The sequence below is a fragment of the Corynebacterium crudilactis genome (assembly GCF_001643015.1).
Lineage (GTDB): Bacteria > Actinomycetota > Actinomycetes > Mycobacteriales > Mycobacteriaceae > Corynebacterium > Corynebacterium crudilactis.
This window is the reverse complement of sequence record NZ_CP015622.1, coordinates 1,641,684-1,658,052: the sequence shown is the minus strand read 5'-3', so window position 1 is coordinate 1,658,052 and position 16,369 is coordinate 1,641,684. Positions and strand designations below refer to the sequence as shown.

Genomic DNA, 16,369 nt, shown 5'->3' with positions numbered 1-16,369 from the left:
CGAAAAGGGATTTGAAGAGTGGTTGACAACAACACCCAGTATCCAGCAACCGGAGCACTAGCTCCGGCGCCACAGGACACCCTCCTGATTGACAACGTTCGCGTGTATGGCGAAGGCGAGCCAACAACCGTGTTGGTGAAAGACGGCGTGATCGAGGCAATCGGTGGCGCACATGAGGCTGATCGCATCATTGATGGCAACGGGGGAGTCCTGCTTCCAGGTTTCGTTGACATGCATGTGCATCTGCGTGAACCAGGCCGTGAAGATACTGAAACTATTGCGACCGGCTCTGCTGCTGCAGCAAAGGGTGGCTTCACCGCAGTATTTACCATGGCAAATACTTCACCAGTCATGGATCAGCCAGTTATCGCTGAATCCGTATGGTTTAAGAGCCAAAACATTGGGCTGTGCGATGTACACCCAGTTGGTTCTATCACCAAGGGTTTGGAAGGTAAAGAGCTCACTGAATTTGGCATGATGGCTCGTTCCGATGCCAAGGTGCGTATGTTCTCCGATGATGGCAAGTGCGTCGATGACCCACAGGTTATGCGCCGTGCATTGGAATACGCCAAGGGCATGGATGTGCTTATCGCACAGCATGCGGAAGATCACCGTTTGACTCAGGGCGCTGTAGCTCACGAAGGTGAGAACGCTGCACGCCTAGGTCTGCGCGGCTGGCCACGTGTAGCAGAAGAATCCATTGTGGTGCGTGATGCTATCTTGGCTCGTGACTACGGCAATCGCGTGCATATTTGCCACGCATCCACCGAAGGCACCGTGGAGCTTTTGCGTTGGGCGAAGTCTCAGAGCATGCCAATTACTGCGGAAGTTACCCCGCACCACCTCACTTTGACCGACGAGCGCCTAGAAACCTACGACGCAGTAAATAAGGTCAATCCGCCACTGCGCGAGAACCGCGATACCGAAGCATTAAAGAAGGCGCTTCTCGACGGCACCATCGATGTTGTTGCTACCGACCATGCCCCACATGGTTCCGAAGATAAGTGCTGCGAATTTGAAAACGCCAAGCCAGGCATGCTCGGTTTGGAAACGTCACTGTCCATCATCGTGGATACCTTTGTTGCCTCTGGTCTTGCTGACTGGCGTTTCGTGGCACGAGTAATGAGTGAGCGCCCGGCAGAAATCACCCGCCTTCCAGATCACGGACGTCCTATTGCACAAGGTGAGCCAGCAAACCTCACCATCGTTGACCCCGGTAAAGCGTGGACTGCATTTGGTGCAGACTTTGCATCGAAGGCAGAAAACACCCCATTTGAGGGTCAAGAATTTAGCGCGAAGGTCACGCACACTGTGCTTCGTGGCAAGGTGACCTGTGTAGACGGAGTCGCACAGAACGCTTAACGGGTGTGTCCACATACACCGCATTGCATATAATGCATTGAATTGAATAAACTACATTCAGGTTATTAACCAGCCAGCTTTTTATCGGCAGATACACGAAAGGCGACAACAGTCACCGTGAGTAAAGACACCAACAGCACCACCTACCAGGGAGTCACTGAGATCGGATCCGTTCCGGCATACCTGGTTCTTGCAGACGGACGTACCTTCACCGGATTTGGCTTTGGAGCTATCGGCACCACCCTTGGTGAAGCAGTATTCACCACCGCCATGACCGGTTACCAAGAGACCATGACTGATCCTTCCTACCACCGCCAGATTGTCGTCGCTACGGCGCCTCAGATCGGCAACACCGGCTGGAATGACGAAGACAACGAGTCTCGCGATGGCAGGGTCTGGGTTGCAGGCCTGGTTATCCGCGATCTCGCAGCACGTGTATCCAACTGGCGCGCCACCACCTCCTTACAGCAGGAAATGGCAGACCAGGGCATTGTCGGCATCGGCGGCATTGATACTCGCGCTTTGGTGCGCCACCTTCGCAACGAAGGTTCCATCGCAGCCGGAATTTTCTCCGGTGCGGATGCACAGCGTCCAGTAGAAGAGCTCGTTGACATCGTGAAGAATCAGCCAGCAATGGCTGGCGCTAACCTCTCCGTTGAGGTTTCTGCCGATGAAACCTACATCATCGAAGCAGAAGGCGAAGCACTCCACACTGTTGTTGCCTATGATCTAGGCATCAAGCAGAACACCCCACGTCGCTTCGCTGCACGTGGCGTTCGCACCGTCATCGTTCCAGCTGAGACCCCATTTGAAGAGATCAAGCAGTACAACCCTGCAGGTGTCTTTATCTCCAACGGCCCTGGTGACCCTGCAGCAGCAGATGTCATGGTGAGCATTGTTCGGGAAGTGCTGGAAGCAGATATCCCATTCTTCGGCATTTGCTTCGGCAACCAGATCTTGGGCCGTGCCTTTGGCATGGAGACCTACAAGATGAAGTTCGGCCACCGCGGCATCAACGTGCCAGTCAAGAACCACATCACCGGCAAGATTGATATCACTGCACAGAACCACGGTTTCGCACTTAAGGGTGAAGCTGGCCAAGAATTCGAGACCGACTTCGGCACCGCAATTGTTACCCACACCTGCTTGAACGATGGCGTTGTGGAAGGTGTGGCCCTCAAGTCAGGTCGCGCATACTCCGTTCAATACCACCCAGAGGCCGCTGCTGGCCCTAATGATGCAAGTCCACTGTTTGACCAGTTTGTTGAGCTGATGGTTGCAGACGCTCAGAAGAAAGGCGCATAAACAACATGCCAAAGCGTTCAGATATTAACCACGTCCTCGTTATCGGCTCTGGCCCAATTGTTATTGGTCAAGCATGTGAGTTCGACTACTCCGGCACCCAGGCTTGCCGCGTGCTCAAGGAAGAGGGACTGCGCGTTACCCTCATCAACTCCAACCCAGCCACCATCATGACCGACCCAGAAATGGCTGACCACACCTACGTGGAGCCAATTGAGCCGGAATACATTGACAAGATTTTCGCTAAGGAAATCGAGCAGGGACACCCTATCGATGCAGTCCTAGCGACTCTTGGTGGACAGACAGCACTTAACGCTGCCATCCAGCTAGATCGTTTGGGCATCTTGGAAAAGTACGGCGTGGAACTTATCGGTGCAGATATCGATGCTATTGAACGTGGTGAAGATCGCCAGAAGTTCAAGGACATCGTTGCGACCATCGGCGGCGAATCTGCTCGTTCCCGCGTCTGCCACAACATGGAAGAAGTCCATGCAACCGTTGCAGAACTGGGACTTCCAGTAGTTGTGCGCCCATCGTTTACCATGGGTGGTCTAGGTTCAGGCCTTGCATACAACACTGAAGACCTAGAGCGCATCGCAGGCGGCGGACTTGCAGCTTCCCCTGAAGCCAACGTCTTGATCGAAGAATCCATTCTCGGCTGGAAAGAATTCGAACTCGAGCTCATGCGCGATACCGCAGACAATGTTGTGGTTATCTGCTCTATTGAAAACGTAGATGCACTTGGCGTGCACACCGGCGACTCCGTTACCGTGGCTCCTGCACTGACCTTGACTGACCGTGAATTCCAGAAGATGCGCGATCAAGGTATCGCTATCATCCGTGAAGTTGGCGTGGACACCGGTGGATGTAATATCCAGTTCGCAGTCAACCCTGAAGATGGCCGTCTCATCACCATCGAGATGAACCCACGTGTTTCTCGTTCTTCCGCCCTGGCTTCTAAGGCAACCGGATTCCCAATCGCCAAGATGGCTGCAAAGCTTGCGATTGGTTACAACCTGGATGAGATCACCAACGACATCACCGGCGAAACCCCAGCAGCATTCGAACCATCCATTGACTATGTCGTAGTTAAGGCTCCACGCTTTGCTTTCGAGAAGTTCGTCGGTGCTGATGACACCTTGACCACCACTATGAAGTCTGTCGGCGAGGTCATGTCCCTGGGCCGTAACTACATCGCAGCCCTGAACAAGGCACTTCGTTCCCTAGAGACCAAGCAGCAGGGTTTCTGGACCAAGCCTGATGAGTTCTTCGCCGGTGAGCGTGCAGCTGATAAGGCAGCAGTGCTGGAAGACTTGAAGCGCCCAACCGAGGGTCGCCTCTACGATGTGGAATTGGCCATGCGTCTTGGCGCAAGCGTTGAAGAACTCTTCGATGCTTCCTCCATTGATCCATGGTTCTTGGCTGAGCTTGAGACCCTGGTTAACTTCCGCCAAAAGTTGGTTGATGCACCGTTCCTCAATGAGGATCTACTGCGCGAAGCAAAGTTCATGGGTCTGTCTGACCTTCAGATCGCTGCACTTCGCCCAGAATTTGCTGGCGAAGACGGCGTGCGTACCCTACGTCTATCCCTGGGTATCCGTCCAGTATTCAAGACCGTGGATACCTGTGCAGCAGAGTTCGAAGCAAAAACTCCGTACCACTACTCTGCATATGAGCTAGACCCAGCAGCAGAGTCTGAGGTTGCTCCTCAAACTGAGCGCGAAAAAGTTCTGATCTTAGGTTCCGGTCCGAACCGCATCGGCCAGGGTATTGAGTTTGACTACTCCTGTGTCCACGCAGCGCTTGAGCTTTCTCGCGTTGGCTACGAAACCGTCATGGTGAACTGCAACCCTGAAACTGTCTCCACCGACTACGACACCGCAGATCGCCTGTACTTCGAGCCACTGACGTTCGAAGATGTCATGGAGGTCTACCAGGCAGAAGCAGAGTCTGGCACCGTTGCTGGCGTTATCGTGCAGTTGGGTGGACAGACACCTCTGGGACTTGCAGACCGTTTGAAGAAGGCTGGCGTTCCAGTCGTAGGCACCTCCCCAGAATCCATTGATATGGCTGAGGATCGCGGCGAGTTCGGTGCGTTGCTGAACCGATTGCAGTTGCCAGCACCTGCTTTCGGCACTGCCGTGACCTTCGAAGAAGCACGCGACGTTGCTAATGAGATCAGCTATCCAGTGCTGGTTCGTCCTTCCTACGTCTTGGGCGGCCGCGGCATGGAAATTGTCTACGATGAGCCTTCCCTTGAGGACTACATCAACCGTGCAACTGAGCTCTCTCCTGAGCACCCAGTGCTGGTAGACCGCTTCCTAGATAACGCGATTGAAATTGACGTTGACGCACTGTGTGACGGCGAAGAAGTCTACTTGGCTGGCGTCATGGAACACATCGAAGAAGCAGGCATTCACTCCGGTGACTCCGCATGTGCACTTCCTCCAATGACTCTTGGTGCTCAAGATATCGACAATGTTCGTGAAGCCACCAAGAAGCTGGCTCTGGGCATTGGTGTACAGGGACTGATGAACGTTCAGTATGCACTCAAGGACGATATCCTCTACGTCATCGAGGCAAACCCACGCGCATCTCGTACCGTGCCATTTGTTTCTAAGGCAACTGGCGTGAACTTGGCGAAGGCAGCATCACGTATTTCTCTCGGTGCAACCATCAAGGATCTCCAAGATGAAGGCATGATTCCTACTGCATACGATGGCGGTTCCTTGCCGTTGGACGCTCCAATTGCAGTGAAGGAAGCAGTCTTGCCATTCAACCGCTTCCGTCGCCCAGATGGAAAGACCCTGGACACTTTGCTCTCCCCAGAGATGAAGTCCACCGGTGAAGTTATGGGCTTGGCTGACAACTTCGGCGCAGCGTATGCCAAGGCTGAGGCAGGCGCATTCGGCGCACTGCCAACTGAGGGCACCGTGTTCGTCACTGTGGCCAACCGCGATAAGCGCACTCTGATTCTGCCAATCCAGCGCCTTGCATCCATGGGATATAAGATCCTGGCAACTGCAGGTACCGCAGGTATGCTGCGCCGTAACGGCATCGAGTGTGAGGTTGTACTCAAGGCATCCGATATTCGCGAAGGCGTCGAAGGAAAGTCCATCGTGGATCGCATCCGCGAGGGCGAAGTGGATCTTATCCTTAACACCCCAGCAGGTTCTGCTGGTGCACGCCATGATGGCTACGATATCCGTGCAGCAGCGGTCACCATGGGTGTCCCACTGATCACCACCGTTCAGGGTGTTACCGCAGCGGTACAGGGCATTGAAGCTCTGCGCGGTGGCGTTGTGAGCGTTCGTGCGCTGCAGGAACTTGACCACGCAGTAAAGGCATAAGCTAGTGACATTCGGCGAAAAGCTTCTCGACGCCGCCTCAACCCGCGGCAGGTTGTGTGTGGGCATTGACCCGCATGAAGGCCTGCTCAAGGCCTGGGGGCTGCCGGTTAACGTAGATGGTCTTGCGGAGTTCTCTCGCGCCTGCGTGGAGGCTTTCGCCGACACTGTGGCATTAGTGAAACCACAAGTGGCTTTTTATGAGCGCTTTGGCTCTGCAGGCTTTGCCATTTTGGAAGAGACCATCCAGACGCTGCGTGAGCGTGGCTGCTTGGTCGTCTCTGATGCTAAACGCGGTGATATCGGATCCACCATGGCAGGCTACGCGTCTGCCTGGTTGGATCCCACCTCACCGTTGGCAAGCGATGCTGTGACGGTGTCTCCTTATCTGGGATTCCATTCTTTGGATCCAGTTTTCGAGCTGGCTGAAGAACATGGCAGGGGAGTGTTTGTGCTGGCTGCAACCTCCAATCCGGAGGCTCGTGAACTGCAGGATCAGCAAAACGCTGCGGGTGTCAGTATTTCGCAGCAGATTGTGGATCAAGCGGCAGCGCTTAATGCGCCATATATGGCGCAGGGAAAAGCAGGCAATATTGGCGTCGTTATCGGCGCTACCTTGTCGGCTCCACCACGCTTGTCGACGCTTGGCGGTGCGATCTTGATGCCCGGCGTAGGGGCACAGGGAGGCACCGCACAGGACGTGAATGAGATTGCTGGAGATATGGCTCATCTAGCGTTCCCAAATGTCTCCAGGAGCATCTTGTCTACTGGTCCTGATGTCGCGCAAATGAAGAAATCTGTAGTGGAAACTGCGACAGACTTTCCTGGTTTCCCCAGGTCGTAGTCATGGAAATGGCCCTTAATTGCACCCCTGTGACCTGCAGGTTTCGCTTTTAGGGGCCGTGCCACCTTTGTGTTTGTGGAAGTAGTGCTAGACTATTCGAAAATCGCAGGCTGACACCTTTGGTATTAACCAGGTGTACCCTCGATTTCTGAATACTTTTGGTATTCATTTTTGTCATTAAAAACACACGATATCGGAGGAACCCCGTGGCCCTTCCACAGTTGACTGATGAGCAGCGCAAGGCAGCTCTTGCTAAGGCAGCAGAAGCACGCAAGGCACGCGCAGAGCTTAAAGAGAATCTGAAGCGCGGCAACACCAACCTCAAGGATGTCCTTGAAGAGGCTGAGTCCAACGAGATCATCGGTAAGACCAAGGTCTCCGCACTCCTCGAGGCTCTTCCAAAGGTTGGCAAGGTTAAGGCGAAGGAAATTATGGAGGAGCTGGGCATCGCTCAGACTCGCCGCCTTCGCGGACTGGGTGACCGTCAGCGTCGCGCACTCCTCGAGCGTTTCGGCTTCGAGGGTTAATTCTTCAGTGTCCGGCGATAACCAACTAGGACGGCTCGTAATTCTTGCGGGCCCCTCGGCGGTCGGTAAATCGACTGTGGTTGATCGCCTCCGCAATGACGTTCCAAACCTGTATTTCAGTGTATCGATGACCACCCGGGACCCTCGTCCCGGTGAAGTCGATGGACGTGACTACTTCTATGTCAGTTCAGCTGAATTCCAGGAAAAAATCGACGGTGGAGAGATGCTTGAATGGGCAGAAATCCACGGTGGTTTGCAGCGTTCAGGCACCCCAGCAGGACCCGTCAATGAGGCTCGCCAAAATGGCCGGCCGGTATTGGTTGAGGTTGATCTGGCAGGAGCTCGAAATATCGCAAGCCTTATTCCAGATGCAGAAACTATCTTCCTAGCTCCACCTTCTTGGGAAGTTTTGGTTGAACGCTTAACTGGACGAGGCACCGAAAGCGCTGACGTTATTGCTCGTAGGCTCGAAACCGCACGCGAAGAATTGGCTGCTAAAAGCGAATTTAAGCACGTCATTATTAATGATGATGTTGCACAGGCCGTTAAGGCCATTGAGGATGTTCTCCTCGGCGCTTAGCCAAAACCTAGGGCGGTAGGGTATGCTTTTTCGATTGAGCAACCTTTCCCGCTCTTAACACTACTGTCCATATACTTTTGAAAAGGTGTCAGTGACCAACGTGAGCAACGAGACCAACGCCACCAATGCTGTCTTCGATCCACCAGTGGGCATTACTGCTCCTCCGATTGACGAACTGCTGGATAAGGTCACTTCCAAGTACGCCCTCGTGATCTTCGCCGCTAAGCGCGCGCGTCAGATCAACAGCTTCTACCATCAGGCAGATGAGGGAGTATTCGAGTTCATCGGCCCATTGGTAACTCCGCAGCCAGGAGAGAAGCCTCTTTCCATCGCACTGCGTGAGATCAATGCAGGTCTGTTGGACCACGAAGAAGGTTAAAAACTTTTTTTAAAAAGTGACCTATAACTTCACATAACGCACAAATCACCCACCCAGCACACCCCGTGCTAGGTGGGTGATTTGTGTCTTTGTACGGCAGCGTATGGGGTGTGGTGGATAAGCGGAGTGGAAAATTTATATCACTGGGACGCTAGAGTGTTTTGAGAACCCCGCCAACCTCGTTTTATAAGGATTGTTGAGTGCCCACCATGGATAATGCTTCAAGTTCTACTAGCGCCTCCCAGCCCCGGCCCCGCAACATTGTTGTTGGTGTTGCTGGTGGCATTGCAGCCTATAAGGCGTGCCATATTGTCAGGGCTTTTAAAGAGACCGGCGATAACGTGCGAGTAGTGCCCACTGAGGCTGCATTGAACTTTGTGGGCAAGGCAACCTTTGAAGCACTTTCTGGCAACCCAGTGTCCACGACTGTCTTTGATGCGGTGGATTCTGTACAGCATGTGAAAGTGGGGCAGGAGGCGGATCTTATCGTGATTGCACCTGCTACAGCTGATTTGATGGCCCGCATTGTGATGGGTCGGGGTGATGATCTCTTGGCGGCCACGCTGCTTGTTGCTACCTGCCCAGTGGTCATTGCGCCAGCTATGCATACTGAGATGTGGTTTAACCCGGCTACTGTGGCAAATGTTGCGACATTGCGCTCCCGGGGGATCACTGTCCTTGAGCCAGCGCATGGTCGCTTGACTGGTAAGGATACCGGCCCAGGACGGCTTCCTGATCCTGAGCAGATTGTTGATCTTGCCAATGCAATCCATGCTGGTACCCGCTTGCCTCAAGATATGGTGGGCAAAAAGGTGGTGATCACAGCCGGCGGTACGCATGAGCATATTGATCCAGTGCGTTTTATTGGAAATAGTTCTTCGGGGCGCCAGGGTTTTGCTCTGGGCGAGATCGCCGCACAGCGTGGCGCCAAGGTAACCATCGTGGCGGGCAGTGTGGCAGAACTCTCGGTGCCAGCAGGCGCAGAGATCGTGCCAGTGGTATCCACTCAAGATATGTATGAGGCTGTCCATAAGCATGCAGTAGATGCTGATTTCATTGTGATGGCAGCTGCTGTAGCAGATTTCACACCAGCAACTCAGGCTACATCCAAGCTGAAGAAGGGCTCCGATGCCGGCGAAGATGCGTTGAGCACCATCAGCTTGGTAGAAAACCCAGATATTTTGGCTACCACTGTGACACGCCGTAGCAAGGGGGAATTGTCAAAGAATCCTATTATTGTAGGTTTCGCTGCAGAAACCGGTGATGAAGGTACCAGTGCGCTGGAGTATGCACGCAAAAAGCTGCAGAAGAAGGGCTGTGACCTACTGATGTGCAATGAGGTAGGCAAAGGCAAGGTATTTGGTCAAAAGCATAATCAGGGATGGATTTTGGATGCGACAGGTGGCGTCTCCGAGGTTGTACACGGGAGTAAAATTGAGGTTTCTGCGCAGATTTGGGATGCTGCAGTAGCATTTCGAAACGCTTAAAAAGGTGCCCTAGACCACCAGCATTGCAGATTTAGACAGCTTGGTCTATATTGGTCTTTTGTATTTAAGACTATTTATTCCGAATTCTTCGAAAGAAGGGCATTTGTGGCTCAGCCAACCGCCGTCCGTTTGTTTACCAGTGAATCTGTAACTGAGGGACATCCAGACAAAATATGTGATGCGATTTCCGATACCATTTTGGACGCGCTGCTGGAAAAGGATCCACATTCACGCGTCGCTGTGGAAACAGTGGTCACCACCGGAATCGTCCATGTGGTCGGCGAGGTACGTACCAGCGCGTATGTGGAAATCCCACAACTAGTCCGCAACAAGCTCATCGAAATCGGCTTCAACTCCTCAGAGGTGGGCTTTGATGGCCGTACCTGTGGTGTCTCTGTCTCCATTGGTGAGCAGTCCCAGGAAATTGCAGCTGGCGTGGACCACTCTGATGAAGCTCGCGCAAACAGCGATGTGGAAGAAGATGACCGTGCTGGCGCTGGTGACCAGGGCTTGATGTTTGGCTATGCCACTGATGAAACCGAAGAGTACATGCCTCTTCCGATTGCCTTGGCACACCGTCTTGCTCGTCGTCTGACGCAGGTGCGCAAGGAAAGCATTGTTCCTCACCTGCGTCCAGACGGAAAAACCCAGGTTACTTTCGCCTACGATGCGCAAGATCAACCATCGCACCTGGATACCGTGGTTATTTCCACCCAGCATGATCCTGAAGTTGATCGCGCATGGCTGGAAACTCAGCTCCGTGAGCATGTCATTGATTGGGTTGTTCAAGATGCGGGCATCGAAAACCTGGTTACTGAAGATATCACTGTGCTGATTAACCCTTCAGGTTCCTTCATCCTCGGTGGCCCAATGGGCGATGCCGGACTGACCGGACGCAAGATCATCGTGGATACCTACGGTGGCATGGCACGTCACGGTGGCGGAGCGTTTTCCGGTAAGGATCCAAGCAAGGTTGACCGTTCTGCTGCTTATGCCATGCGTTGGGTAGCGAAGAACATTGTGGCAGCTGGTCTGGCAAAACGTGCTGAAGTGCAGGTTGCGTACGCAATTGGTCGCGCAAAGCCAGTTGGCCTTTATGTGGAAACATTTGGCACCAACAAGGAAGGCTTGAGCACCGAGCAGATTCAAGCTGCTGTGTTGGAGGTCTTTGACCTGCGTCCTGCAGTTATTATTCGTGAGCTCGATCTGCTGCGTCCGATCTACTCTGAGACTGCTGCGTACGGACACTTTGGTCGTACTGATTTGGATCTTCCTTGGGAAGCTATCAACCGCGTCGAAGCACTTCAAACAGCCCTCAAGTTGGTTTAAAAATCTGATGTAGTATCTTCGGATTTATGTCAAAAACCCGTGTCCCCGCTCCTGAAAAGTCGGTGGCGCGGGTTTTGCCGTTGTTGGGCTTGCCTCATTTGGATCGACTTTTCGATTACCGCATTAGCGAAGACCAGCACGAGGATGTGCAGCCTGGTGTGCGGGTACGTATTCGTTTTGGTGGTCGCTTAGTAGATGCCATTGTGGATTCTCGTATTACGGAGACAACACATGAGGGTCGGTTGATGTGGTTGGATCGTGTTATTTCCCCCATCGTGGTTTATCCTCCGCAGACTGCCCAATTGATTGAACAGCTCAGTGCTCGTTATGGCGGTGTGCGTTCAGATCTGATTCGATCAGCGTTGCCATCTCGGAATGCTGGAGCAGAGGACTCGGATACATCTACGTCCTGGGAGTCATTGGGGGAGGCTAAAGAGCCTGATCTTTCCTCCTGGTCGGCGTATCAGCATGGTCAATCCTTTGTGGATGCAGTGTTAGCTGGAACAACGGCTCGTGCGGCCTGGCAGATTGCACCGGGCGACGATTGGGCTTTGGCTCTTGCTTCTTTGGCTGTCAAGGTGGTCAAAGATGGTGGTGGCGCGTTAATTGTGGTCCCGGATCAACGAGATCTGGACCGGCTGGAAGCTGCATTGCGCACGTTGATTGCTGCAAAACAGATCACGGTGTTGAATTCTGGATTGGGTCCACAGGCGAGGTATCGCCGTTTCTTGTCTGTGCTCAGCGGACAGGGACGCCTTGTTATCGGAACACGCAGTGCTGCGTTTGCTCCTGTGCAGGATCTGAAGTTGGCCATCATTTTAAATGATGGTGATGACAACCTGGTTGATCCGCGAGCCCCGTATGCGCACGCTAGGGAAGTACTGACTACCCGGTCGAGCTTGGAGGGGAGCTCGTTGATTATTGCTGGGCATGCGCGCACTGCTGAAGCTCAATTGTTGGTGGAATCTGGCTGGATGCACAATCTCATCGCAGCACGCGATACGGTGCGCACACGTATGCCGCGTATTCAGGCGGTGGGTGATTCGGATTTTCAGATGGAACGCGATCCGATGGCAAGATCTGCAAGATTGCCAGCTCTGGCTTTTCATGCGGTGCGTGCGGCACTAGAACGTAATCAACCGGTGCTCATTCAAGTGCCACGAAAAGGTTATGTTCCCACTTTGGCGTGTGGAAATTGTCGCAACCCAGCTCGTTGTCGGCACTGTAATGGTCCTTTAAGTTTGCCTCAGGGTAGTGCGAATTTAGCTGGTGTGCCGACCTGTCGCTGGTGTGGTCGGTTGGATTCGCGGTTTAAGTGTCAAAATTGTGGATCGCCTAAACTGCGCGCTGTTGTGCTGGGTACTGAGCGCACGGCAGAAGAACTGGGCCGAGCTTTTCCTTCGGTAAGGGTGATTACTTCGGGTGGCAATAAGATCATTGATGCGGTGGAGAATCGAGCCAGCATTGTGGTCTCTACTCCCGGCGCGGAACCGTATGTGACAACTACTGCTGAGCTCAAAGGTGCTTATGGTGCTTTGCTTCTTCTGGATACGTGGGCGTTGATGGGCAGGCAGGATCTGCGCGCGATGGAAGAAACGTTGCATAAATGGGCAGCTGCGGCGACATTGGTGCATTCTCATCTCCACCAGGGGCAGGTCATTGTGGTGGCGGATCCTTCTTTCCCTGTGGTGCAGTCTCTGATTCGCTGGGATATAGCAGGTGCTGCTGCGCAGGAATTAGAGAGCAGGCGGGAGGTGGCTTTTCCTCCTTCTGTGCATATGGCTGCTATTGATGGTGCGACTGCTGCGCTGGAGAGTTTCCTGGAGTGTGCGGAGTTGCCAGAACATGCTGAGGTGTTAGGGCCTGTTGATTTGCCGCCTGGTGTGAGTTTGCCTGGTGAATATGATGAACAGCGCTTTGGTCCGGCGCAGCGGTTGTTGATTCGTACGCCGTTGGGGCCTCGTTCGGAGTTGGGGACAGCGCTTCGAACCGCTCAGGTCTCGCGTGCTGCGCGGAAGAAGGATTTGCCCTTGCGTATCCAAATGGATCCGATTCATATTGGTTAAAGGTGCTGCTTAACTGCTTAATACTGTGGTGTCGCATGGGGGATATAAGATGGGTATCTAGATTGTGCACCTGCAGAAAATATTTAAGGAGTTTTCCTACAACCATGGCTGTTCGTGAAGTCAGATTATTTGGTGATCCCGTCTTAACAAGTCGGGCTGATGAGGTCCGTGACTTCGATGAATCACTGTCCACCCTTATTGATGACATGTTTGAAACCATGGAAGATGCAGGTGGCGTTGGCCTGGCCGCAAATCAGATTGGTGTTCTACGGCGCGTATTTGTCTTTGATACCTCTCATCAGGAAGGCGGCCTACGCGGGCATATCGTGAACCCAGTGTGGGAGCCGGTGACTGAAGATACTCAGCGAGGTAATGAAGGTTGTCTGTCTATCCCGGATGTGTCGGCAGAAACCACTCGCTATGAAACTGTGCGTTTGTCTGGCAAGGACCGTGACGGTAATTCGGTAGGTTTTGTGGCTAATGGCTTGCTTGCCCGGTGTATCCAACACGAAACTGATCACTTGGACGGCGTACTGTTTTTGAAGCGTCTTGATCAAGCGGAACGTAAAACTGCGATGGGCGTTATTCGTGCGTCTGCGTGGTTCAACTAAAAATGATGAGAGAGGGCACTCCATGCGCCTAGTTTTTGCCGGAACTCCGGAACCTGCAGTGGTAGCACTGCAAAAACTCATCGATTCCGATCATGAAGTTGTTGCTGTGTTGACTCAGCCGGATGCACGTCGTGGTCGCGGCCGTACATTGCATCCTTCTGCTGTTGCTGAATTAGCGCAGCAGTATGGGATTGAAGTGTTGAAGCCAACTTCTTTGAAGGCTGATACAGAAGACGGGCAAGCTATTCGTACGCGTCTTGCTGAGCTTGCTCCTGATTGTTTGCCAGTGGTGGCTTATGGTCAGTTGATCACCAAGGATCTGCTTGATGTTGCACCTCATGGTTGGGTGAACCTGCACTTTTCTTTGCTGCCTGCATGGCGTGGTGCGGCACCAGTGCAAGCATCGATTCGTGAGGGGGATCAGGTTACTGGTGCTACGACCTTCCGCATTGATGAAGGTTTGGATACTGGTCTTATTTTGTCCACGTTGGAAGATGCCATCCAGCAGACTGATACTGCTGATGATTTGCTCACTCGCCTTGCGTATTCCGGTGGAGATCTTCTTGTGGAGACCATGACTGGTTTGGAGCAGGGCACAATCAGCCCGCGGGAGCAGGAGGGTGATGCCTCTTATGCGTCCAAGATCACCACGCAAGATGCGCAGATTGAGTGGACGCAGCCGGCAGAGGTGATTGATCGTCACATCAGGGCACATACGCCAGGACCAGGTGCATGGACCACGCTTGTCGACGCTCGCCTCAAGGTCAGCCCAATTGGCCACTCAGGCGACGACCTCGAGCTGGCACCCGGCGCGATTATGGCGCAAAAAAATGCTGTGCTGGTGGGAACTGGCACAACACCAATTATTCTGGGTCAGATTCAGCCTCCAGGAAAGAAAATGATGAATGCAGCAGACTGGGCGCGCGGTGTCCAACTTAATCAGGAAGCGAAATTTCTATGAGCCTTGAAAAATCTGGCGGATTCCGCTCCAGGACCCCAAAAGCACAAGAAGCTCCAGCAGCCAAGCAGGCTCCCGCTGCGAAGCGGGGTGCACCTGCAAAGGGCGCTGGTGGACAGAGTCGAGGTCAGGGTCGAGGTGCCTCTAAAAAGGAGCCAGCACGAGCCACGGGCCGTGCAAGTGGCAACAGCAACCGTAAGGCCCCGGCTCAGCCGAGGGAATTGAGGGCTCTGGGCGTCGATAAGCCAAGGGAAATTGCTTTTGAAGTACTTGATCGTGTCCGTACCGGTGAGGCTTATGCCAACTTGGTGTTGCCACGTCTGTTGACCAAGAACAACCTTGATAGCCGTGACGCGGCGTTTACCACCGAGATTACCTATGGCACTTTGCGTAATGCAGGGCTGCTGGATGAGGTGATTAAGGCAGCATCCGGGCGTGAACTTTCCGATATTGATCCAGAGGTATTGGATATTTTGCGTATCGGTGCCTACCAGGTGATGTTTATGCGCGTGGAAGATCATGCGGCAGTAGATACCTCGGTAAAAATGGTCGGCGGTTTGAAGAAGTTCCAGGCAACTGGCTTTGCGAACGCGATTTTGCGCAATATCACCCGCAAGAGCCCTGAGCAGTGGTTGGAAGAACTAGAACCTGCAGAAGAGCTTGCACGTGTGGCATTCCGCACCGCGCACCCTCAGTGGATCGCGCAGAGTTTTGCCAAGGTGCTTCCTGCAGAGGAATTGGAAGAGGCACTTGCTGCGGACTCTTTGCGCCCAGTAGTGCACCTGGTTGCTCGTCCGGGTGAAATTAGCGCTGAGGAATTGGCTCTGATTACTGGTGGCGAAGAGGGCAAGTACTCTCCATACGCTGTCTACCTAGAAGGTGGCGACCCAGCAGATATTGAGCCAGTCAAGGAAGGCCTTGCCTCCGTACAGGATGAAGGCTCTCAGTTGATTGCCCGTGCGTTAGTAGAGATTCCAGTGCAGGGCACTGATTCTGGTCGTTGGTTGGATATGTGTGCTGGTCCTGGTGGCAAGGCAGCGCTCATTGGTGCGCTGGCACGTATGGATCGTGCAAAGGTCGATGCCGTGGAGATCTCTGATCACCGTGCACGCCTGATTGAAAAGTCTGTGCGTGGTTTACCAGTGAAGGTACATGTGGGCGATGGCCGCAACATTCACCTCCAGGGTGGATACGATCGCGCACTAGTGGATGCTCCATGTTCCGGCCTGGGTGCGCTGCGTCGTCGCCCAGAAGCTCGCTGGCGCAAGCAGGAAAGCGATATCGCACAACTCAATACCTTGCAGTACGAGCTGTTGGAATCTGCGGTGAAACGAGTACGTTCCGGTGGCGTCGTAGTGTATTCCACCTGTTCCCCTGATATCCGCGAAACCCGCGACATCGTAGATAAAGCAGTGGCCTCTTTGGATGTCGAAGAACTCAATGCAGCCGAGTACATGCCAGGCATGACCAATACCGGTGAGCAGAAATCAGTGCAGATGTGGCCACACCGCCACGGCACCGATGCCATGTTCGTAGCAGTGCTACGCAAGAACTAACCCTGTGATCTAAGCCGGATT

Annotated in this window: 13 protein-coding genes; all 13 read left to right on the top strand. The window is 53.5% G+C overall.

Annotation, left to right across the window (positions count from 1 at the left end; genetic code table 11):
* The first annotated feature begins 18 nt into the window (after nt 1–18).
* The 13 genes from ccrud_RS07790 (at nt 19) to ccrud_RS07730 (ending at nt 16,348) form a co-directional block, all read left to right on the top strand.
* Entirely contained in the window at nt 19–1,362 is a 1,344-nt protein-coding gene (locus ccrud_RS07790) for a dihydroorotase (protein WP_066565870.1), read from the top strand.
* Nucleotides 1,363–1,479: 117 nt separating this feature from the next.
* The gene (gene carA, locus ccrud_RS07785; RefSeq protein WP_066565869.1) at nt 1,480–2,667 is read left to right on the top strand and encodes a glutamine-hydrolyzing carbamoyl-phosphate synthase small subunit; all 1,188 of its coding nucleotides are present in this window, start codon (nt 1,480–1,482) and stop codon (nt 2,665–2,667) included.
* Between the two features lie 5 nt (nt 2,668–2,672).
* Nucleotides 2,673–6,014 (top strand): carbamoyl-phosphate synthase large subunit, encoded by a 3,342-nt coding sequence (gene carB / locus ccrud_RS07780; protein ID WP_066565868.1) that lies wholly within the window; start codon nt 2,673–2,675, stop codon nt 6,012–6,014.
* Nucleotides 6,015–6,018: 4 nt separating this feature from the next.
* Entirely contained in the window at nt 6,019–6,855 is an 837-nt protein-coding gene (gene pyrF / locus ccrud_RS07775) for an orotidine-5'-phosphate decarboxylase (protein WP_066565867.1), read from the top strand.
* A gap of 206 nt (nt 6,856–7,061) precedes the next feature.
* Nucleotides 7,062–7,382 carry an integration host factor, actinobacterial type gene (mihF, locus tag ccrud_RS07770; RefSeq protein WP_066565865.1) on the top strand — a complete coding sequence of 107 codons (321 nt, stop codon included), beginning with the start codon at nt 7,062–7,064 and terminating at the stop codon, nt 7,380–7,382.
* A 7-nt stretch (nt 7,383–7,389) separates the two neighbouring features.
* Nucleotides 7,390–7,962: a guanylate kinase gene (gene gmk / locus ccrud_RS07765; RefSeq protein ID WP_066565864.1), complete on the top strand. Its 573-nt coding sequence runs from the start codon at nt 7,390–7,392 to the stop codon at nt 7,960–7,962.
* 91 nt (nt 7,963–8,053) lie between these two features.
* Nucleotides 8,054–8,341: a DNA-directed RNA polymerase subunit omega gene (gene rpoZ / locus ccrud_RS07760; protein WP_066565863.1), complete on the top strand. Its 288-nt coding sequence runs from the start codon at nt 8,054–8,056 to the stop codon at nt 8,339–8,341.
* Between the two features lie 209 nt (nt 8,342–8,550).
* Complete coding sequence (gene coaBC, locus ccrud_RS07755) at nt 8,551–9,828, top strand: bifunctional phosphopantothenoylcysteine decarboxylase/phosphopantothenate--cysteine ligase CoaBC (RefSeq protein WP_066569706.1); 1,278 nt, start codon at nt 8,551–8,553, stop codon at nt 9,826–9,828.
* 105 nt (nt 9,829–9,933) lie between these two features.
* The gene (metK, locus tag ccrud_RS07750) at nt 9,934–11,157 is read left to right on the top strand and encodes a methionine adenosyltransferase (RefSeq protein ID WP_066565861.1); all 1,224 of its coding nucleotides are present in this window, start codon (nt 9,934–9,936) and stop codon (nt 11,155–11,157) included.
* Nucleotides 11,158–11,183: 26 nt separating this feature from the next.
* Nucleotides 11,184–13,223, top strand: coding sequence for a primosomal protein N' (locus ccrud_RS07745; RefSeq protein WP_066565860.1), 2,040 nt, complete (start codon nt 11,184–11,186; stop codon nt 13,221–13,223).
* A gap of 104 nt (nt 13,224–13,327) precedes the next feature.
* The gene (gene def / locus ccrud_RS07740; protein WP_066565858.1) at nt 13,328–13,834 is read left to right on the top strand and encodes a peptide deformylase; all 507 of its coding nucleotides are present in this window, start codon (nt 13,328–13,330) and stop codon (nt 13,832–13,834) included.
* Nucleotides 13,835–13,856: 22 nt separating this feature from the next.
* Nucleotides 13,857–14,795 carry a methionyl-tRNA formyltransferase gene (gene fmt / locus ccrud_RS07735; protein ID WP_066565855.1) on the top strand — a complete coding sequence of 313 codons (939 nt, stop codon included), beginning with the start codon at nt 13,857–13,859 and terminating at the stop codon, nt 14,793–14,795.
* Nucleotides 14,792–16,348 carry an RsmB/NOP family class I SAM-dependent RNA methyltransferase gene (locus ccrud_RS07730; protein ID WP_066565854.1) on the top strand — a complete coding sequence of 519 codons (1,557 nt, stop codon included), beginning with the start codon at nt 14,792–14,794 and terminating at the stop codon, nt 16,346–16,348. The genes fmt and ccrud_RS07730 overlap by 4 nt, the downstream gene beginning before the upstream one ends.
* Nucleotides 16,349–16,369: the final 21 nt, after the last annotated feature.